The organism is uncultured Campylobacter sp. (genome assembly GCF_938030685.1).
GTDB lineage: Bacteria > Campylobacterota > Campylobacteria > Campylobacterales > Campylobacteraceae > Campylobacter_B.
Genome location: NZ_CALHHX010000026.1, coordinates 1 through 5,530, shown reverse-complemented (window position 1 = coordinate 5,530; position 5,530 = coordinate 1). Strand labels below are relative to the sequence as shown.

Below are 5,530 nucleotides of genomic sequence, written 5' to 3'. Positions count from 1 at the left end.
GCGTTCCAGCTCATAAAATTTGCAGGATCGACGCTTTGAGCCAAAAACCTAACTTCGTAATGCAGGTGCGGGCCGGTGCTATAGCCGGTGTTACCGCTATAGCCGATAAGATCGCCCTTTTTAACCCAAGAACCGGGCGTTACGACCGCGGAGCTAAGGTGGCCGTAGCGGGTTTCAAAGCCATAATTGTGCGATAGAATCACTAAAATTCCATATCCGCTACCGCTGCCGCCTGCAAACTGCACGAAGCCCTCTGCCGTCGCAAACACCGGAGTGCCCTCGCTTGCTCGCAAGTCGATGCCGTGGTGCATCCTCATAACGCCACTGATCGGATGAGTGCGCATCCCAAAAGGGCTAGTTACGCCGCGATACTGCATCGGAAGTCCATTAGGCACAGCGCTAAGAATCGCGCTCGCCGTTTTTTCGCTAGCTGCGATATGCGCGCCGGAGCCCTTTTTGCGCTCCTTTTTCATCTCATTCATCGCAAGCATTACCTGGATATCACTATCCAGTCCGCCTCCATCGTCTTCGCGTCCGTCCAGCTTGGCAAGCACCTCCTCATTTTTGCCCTCAAGCGCGATATTTTGCTCTTTTAGCGCGAGATTTTCGGCGTATAGGGTTTTGTTTAGCTCTTTTAAATTTGATCGGTCGCTCGCGAGTTTAAAGATCGCAAAAAACAAAACTAGCAGAAAAATTACGAAAAACGCAGATAAAATTTTAAGTTGAAATCTAAAATTTTCGCCAAAATACAGCGTCTTGGTGCCAAAGTGATCGCTTAGGGTGAGTTTAGTTTTAGCCACGGCGTGCCTCAAGCCATAAAATGAAATTTTCTACCAAATGAAACGAGCCGAAAACCAAATACTCCTCGTCCGCTCTAAGCTCGCCGCGAAACGGCGAATGCGGAATTTTAAGCGCGTCAAGCGCACGGGTTATCGCCTCTGCTGCCATTTCGCGATCCGCAACCTCGTAGTTAAAGATCTCCACGCGCTCTACCACGGGTGCTAAAGTCCGTAGCACCGCGGCTACGTCTTTATCGGCAAAGGCGTTATAAATCAGCACGATCTTTTTGCCTCCGTAGATTTCGGTAATTTCGCGGGCGACTTGCTGTGCCGCAAGCTCGTTGTGTCCAACATCCACGCGCAAATTCGGCGCCAAAACTTCCATCCTGCCACGTAAATTTAGAGGCGGTAGCTGCGAAATTTCAAATTTCAAATTTAAAAATTTCATCGCAGCAAGCGCTAGAGCTAAATTTGAAATTTGAAATTTAGGCAGATTATTGTGCGCGCAAAACCATGCAATCTGCGCTTGCTCACTCTCGCTTAAAAGCTCTGCTGCAAACCTCAAATGAGTTCCTTTTTGCTCTGCGATCTGCTGCGCGATACGAAGTGGAACCTCACTCATCTCATCGCTTAAAATCGCCTCCTTATCCATCGTAATGAGCTTGGTGTGGGCGATCTGCTCTAGATTTTGTCCTAGCATACCCAAATGATCGGTGCCGATCGGCGTAAAAAGCGACAGCATGCGCCCAAAGCTCGACGTAGCGTCAAACTCGCCGCCCATCCCAGCCTCGATCACGCAGTAATCGCAATCCCTAAAAAGCACTGCCGCCGCAAGCGTGAGATACTCGAAATACGACAGGCTATCTTTAAACTCCGCAGGCAAGCTCTCTTGCAAAAACTCATGCGCGAAATCAAGCTCCTCATCCGTAGCATCGCGACCTAGCGAAATGGGAAGCGAGCTTTGAGCGGATTTAAAATTTGATCCTAACGGAGATTTGAAATTTTGCTCAGACGACGATTTGAGATCTTGAGAATTCCATAAATTTTGTGTAGAAGCAGAATTTTGCGCGATGTAATTCTGCTCGCTACAAAAATTTTGCGTGGTATAAACGGGGTTTTGCAGGGCAGAATTCTGCTCGCCGTGCAAATTCTGCGTGGCAATAAAATCCTGCGTGGCGGAATTTTGCAAATTAGAAATAGAAATTTGAGAGGCGGAATTTTCTCTGTTCGCAAAATTTTGCATCTTTATGGAATTTTGTTTTTCCGTAAAATTTGGCGCCAAAGCGGAATTTTGCTCGTTTTTAAAATTTAAAGCATCGGAATTTAACGCAAAAACTGGGATTTGCGCGATGCGTCCGCCTAGATAGATGCGCTCGTTGAGCTTAAAAACGTGCGGGCTAGTGTAGTGCCCGACGCTAAAGCCCGCTGCGGCGATCGCGTTAGCCAAAAACCGCCCAGTGCTGCCCTTGCCGTTGGTGCCGATGATCTGAATGACGTTTTTGAGCGGAATTTTATCTTTAATGGCGGCATATGCCCGCGGAAAGCGCTCATAGTCGATTTTTTTGTAATAAATCGGGCGATTTTGCAAAAATTCTTTAATGCTGCGCCCGCTCAAGTCTGAATCCCCTAATCGCAAGCGCCGAAATAAACTCGTCAAACGCCTGCGCGGAGGCATTTTCGATCGCCTTGTAGCGGTCCTTATCGCTAATGATAGAGCTCGTATCGTAGCTATTTTTGACTAGGCGGCTAACTTTAAAATCGTAATCGCCCACGCAATCCTTGCTGAAAACCTCTCCGTTTTTAAGCTTGGTGCTAAAATTTACGATGAGATTTGCGCGGTAGCTAGTGACGTAGCCGAACTGATCGTATGAAAGCTCGCTAAAACTTAGGCTTTTTATGCTTGCTACTACAATCGTCTGCGCCGAGTTTTTATCCGAAAGGCTCATCCCTAGGCGCTGGACTATACCCTGTCTGATCGCATCTTTAATAGCGACGGTGTTTTGCGGATCGGTCTTGCTCATCATTACGTCTACAAATACGCTTCCGCTCATCGTCTCTTTCGCGATCCTCGAAACGGGCTTGTAGCCGCAGCCGATTAAAAAAATCAAACAAAAAACGGTTAAAACTTTTCTCATCTTCGCCTACTTTACCACCAAATTTACAAGCTTGTTTTTGACATAAATTTCTTTTACGATACTCTTGCCCTCTAGCCATTTGGCGCAGTTTTGCTTTGCAAGGCTTAAAATTTCGCCCTCGCTTAGGCCCGCATCCGCTTCAAACTCGGCGCGCTTTTTACCGTTAATCGTGACGGCAAGCTTGATCGTATCGCTCTCAAAGACCTCTTCGCAAACTCGCAGCTCGCCGAAATTCCGCCTCTTAAACAGCTTCTCGCTAAGCTCGGCGCAGATGTGCGGCACGATAGGCTCGAGCAGGTTTAAAATCACAAAGTAACCCTCGGTAAATACGTCTTTGTCGCTCTGCGCGTTTAGCGCGTTTAGCGCCTCCATACACGCGGCGATTAGGGTATTGAAAGCAAAGCTGCTCTCATAAACCTGCTGTGATTTCTTAAGCGCCTCATAAACTTTAAGGCGGGCGTATTTTTCCTCTTTATTTAAAGTGGCGTGGTCGATCTGCGGAATTTTATCCGTAGCGTAGGCATTTTCGGCGCGATCGTAGAGGCGACTAAGAAATTTATACGCACCCTCTACCGCGCTGTCGTTCCACTCAAGCTCCTTTTGAGGAGGCGCGGCAAAAAGTATAAAAAGTCTCGCCGTATCGGCGCCATAGGTCTCGATAATATCATCAGGATCGACGGTGTTTCCTTTGCTTTTACTCATCTTTGCGCCATCTTTTAGCACCATGCCCTGAGTTAGCAGCCGCTCAAACGGCTCGCTATCGCGCAGATAGCCTATGTCGCGAAGAGCCTTTTGGAAAAATCTCGCATACAAAAGGTGCAAAATCGCGTGCTCGATGCCGCCGATATATTGATCGACGTTCATCCAGTAATTCACGCTTTTCTCGTCAAACGCCCGCTGCTGCCACGTCCGTTCGTCGCTTGCGTAGCGCGCGAAATACCATGAGCTTTCAAAAAAGGTATCAAGCGTGTCGGTCTCGCGTACCCCGTCGCCGCCGCATTTAGGGCATTTGCAAAACTTCCAGCTAGGATGCGCGTCGAGTGGATTGCCCTTGCCGGTGATCTTAATATCCTGCGGAAGCTCTACGGGCAGATTTGAAATTTTCTCGCTTACAAGCCCGCATTTTGGGCAGTGGATCATCGGGATCGGCGCGCCCCAGTAGCGCTGGCGGCTTACCCCCCAATCGCGAAGTTTAAAATTTACCACGCGGCGTCCGAGCTTTAACTCCTCAAATTTTGAGATAACCGCACTTTTTGCCTTCTCGCTATCCATGCCGCTAAATTCCGCGGAATTTACCAAAACTCCGCTCTCTACGTAGGCTTTGCTAGCGTCGTAATCACCGCTTTTTGGAGCGATGCTTTGAACGATCGGCAGGTTAAATTTCTTTGCAAACTCGAAGTCTCTCTCATCGTGCGCAGGCACAGCCATAATCGCGCCGCCGCCGTATTCGGCTAGGACGAAATTTGCAGTCCAAACGGGGATTTTTTTTCCGCTTAGCGGATGAAGCACGCTGATTCCGAGGCTCACGCCGTCTTTATCGCTTGCTTGGCGCTCGCGCGGGCTTTGATTTAAAATTTCTCTCACCTTCGCCGCAGCTTCGGCGTCAAGTAAATTATTATCCAAAAGCCTCTTTACAACCTCATGCTCCGGCGCAAGCGCCGCGTAGCTCATACCGTAAATCGTATCGGGGCGCGTCGTAAAGACCTTAAAGCCCTCGATGCCGCCAAGTTTGGCGCTGCTTTGCTCGTCAAATTTAAAGCTAAATTCCAAACCCTCGCTGCGTCCGATCCAGTTTTCCTGCATCGTAAGCACCTGAGCGGGCCACTTGCCCTCAAGCTGTTTTAGGCAATCCAAAAGCTCCTGCGCGTAGGCGGTGATTTTTAGGTAGTAGCCAGGCATCTGCTTTTGCACGACCTCATTGCCGCAGCGCCAGCACCTGCCCTCCTCAACCTGCTCGTTGGCAAGAACCGTCTGATCGTGCTCGCACCAATTTACCACGGCGCTTTTTCTGTAGATGAGTCCTTTTTCAAAAAGTTTGATGAAAAATTCCTGCTCCCAGCGCGTATAAAGCGGATCGGAGGTAGCGAGCATACGGCGAGCCGAAAAGCTAAAACCCAGGCGGTGCAGTTCCTTTTTCATATAATCGATATTTTCGTAAGTCCAAGTTTTAGGATGAATGCCGTGTTTGATCGCCGCATTTTCCGCAGGCATACCGAAGCTGTCAAAGCCGATCGGCTGAAGCACGTTGTATCCGCGCAGCCTGTAGTAGCGGCTCAGCGCGTCGCCGATGCTGTAATTGCGCACGTGCCCCATGTGGATGCGGCCGCTTGGGTAGGGAAACATCGAAAGGATATATTTTTTAGGCAGGCTGTAATCGTCCTTAGGCTCGAAAACTCCCTCTTCATCCCAAATTTTCTGCCATTTAAGCTCAATACTTTTACTATCGTAAGGCATTTTGCGCTCCTAGAATTCGTCTTTAGTTTTTGCCGACTCGATCGCTATTAAAATTAGCGAGAAAAAGTTTGCAAGTAGCGCGCCGATGGCAAGCGAGGTCACGATCGACAGATCTCCCGGCGCTACTACAATCAAAACGAACGCCGGTATGAGATGCAGATC

The 5,530-nt window shown here is 48.9% G+C and carries 5 protein-coding genes and 1 pseudogene; all 6 read right to left on the bottom strand.

Annotation, left to right across the window (positions count from 1 at the left end; genetic code table 11):
• Positions 1-800 (bottom strand): M23 family metallopeptidase (locus Q0369_RS01285; RefSeq protein ID WP_298094919.1); only part of this gene is annotated, 800 nt, incomplete at its 3' end.
• Entirely contained in the window at positions 793-2,022 is a 1,230-nt protein-coding gene (locus tag Q0369_RS01280) for a bifunctional folylpolyglutamate synthase/dihydrofolate synthase (RefSeq protein ID WP_367178955.1), read from the bottom strand. The genes Q0369_RS01280 and Q0369_RS01285, both read right to left, overlap by 8 nt.
• Positions 2,023-2,142: 120 nt before the next feature.
• A pseudogene (locus Q0369_RS11160) lies at positions 2,143-2,337 on the bottom strand (bifunctional folylpolyglutamate synthase/dihydrofolate synthase); the annotation flags it as partial.
• A gap of 37 nt (positions 2,338-2,374) precedes the next feature.
• On the bottom strand, positions 2,375-2,914 hold the full coding sequence (lptE, locus tag Q0369_RS01275) for an LPS assembly lipoprotein LptE (protein ID WP_298094913.1): 540 nt from the start codon (positions 2,912-2,914) through the stop codon (positions 2,375-2,377).
• Between the two features lie 6 nt (positions 2,915-2,920).
• A complete protein-coding gene (gene leuS / locus Q0369_RS01270) occupies positions 2,921-5,368 on the bottom strand; it encodes a leucine--tRNA ligase (RefSeq protein WP_298094910.1) in 2,448 nt (815 codons plus the stop codon).
• A 9-nt stretch (positions 5,369-5,377) separates the two neighbouring features.
• Positions 5,378-5,518: a DUF6394 family protein gene (locus Q0369_RS11155; protein ID WP_367178953.1), complete on the bottom strand. Its 141-nt coding sequence runs from the start codon at positions 5,516-5,518 to the stop codon at positions 5,378-5,380.
• Positions 5,519-5,530: the final 12 nt, after the last annotated feature.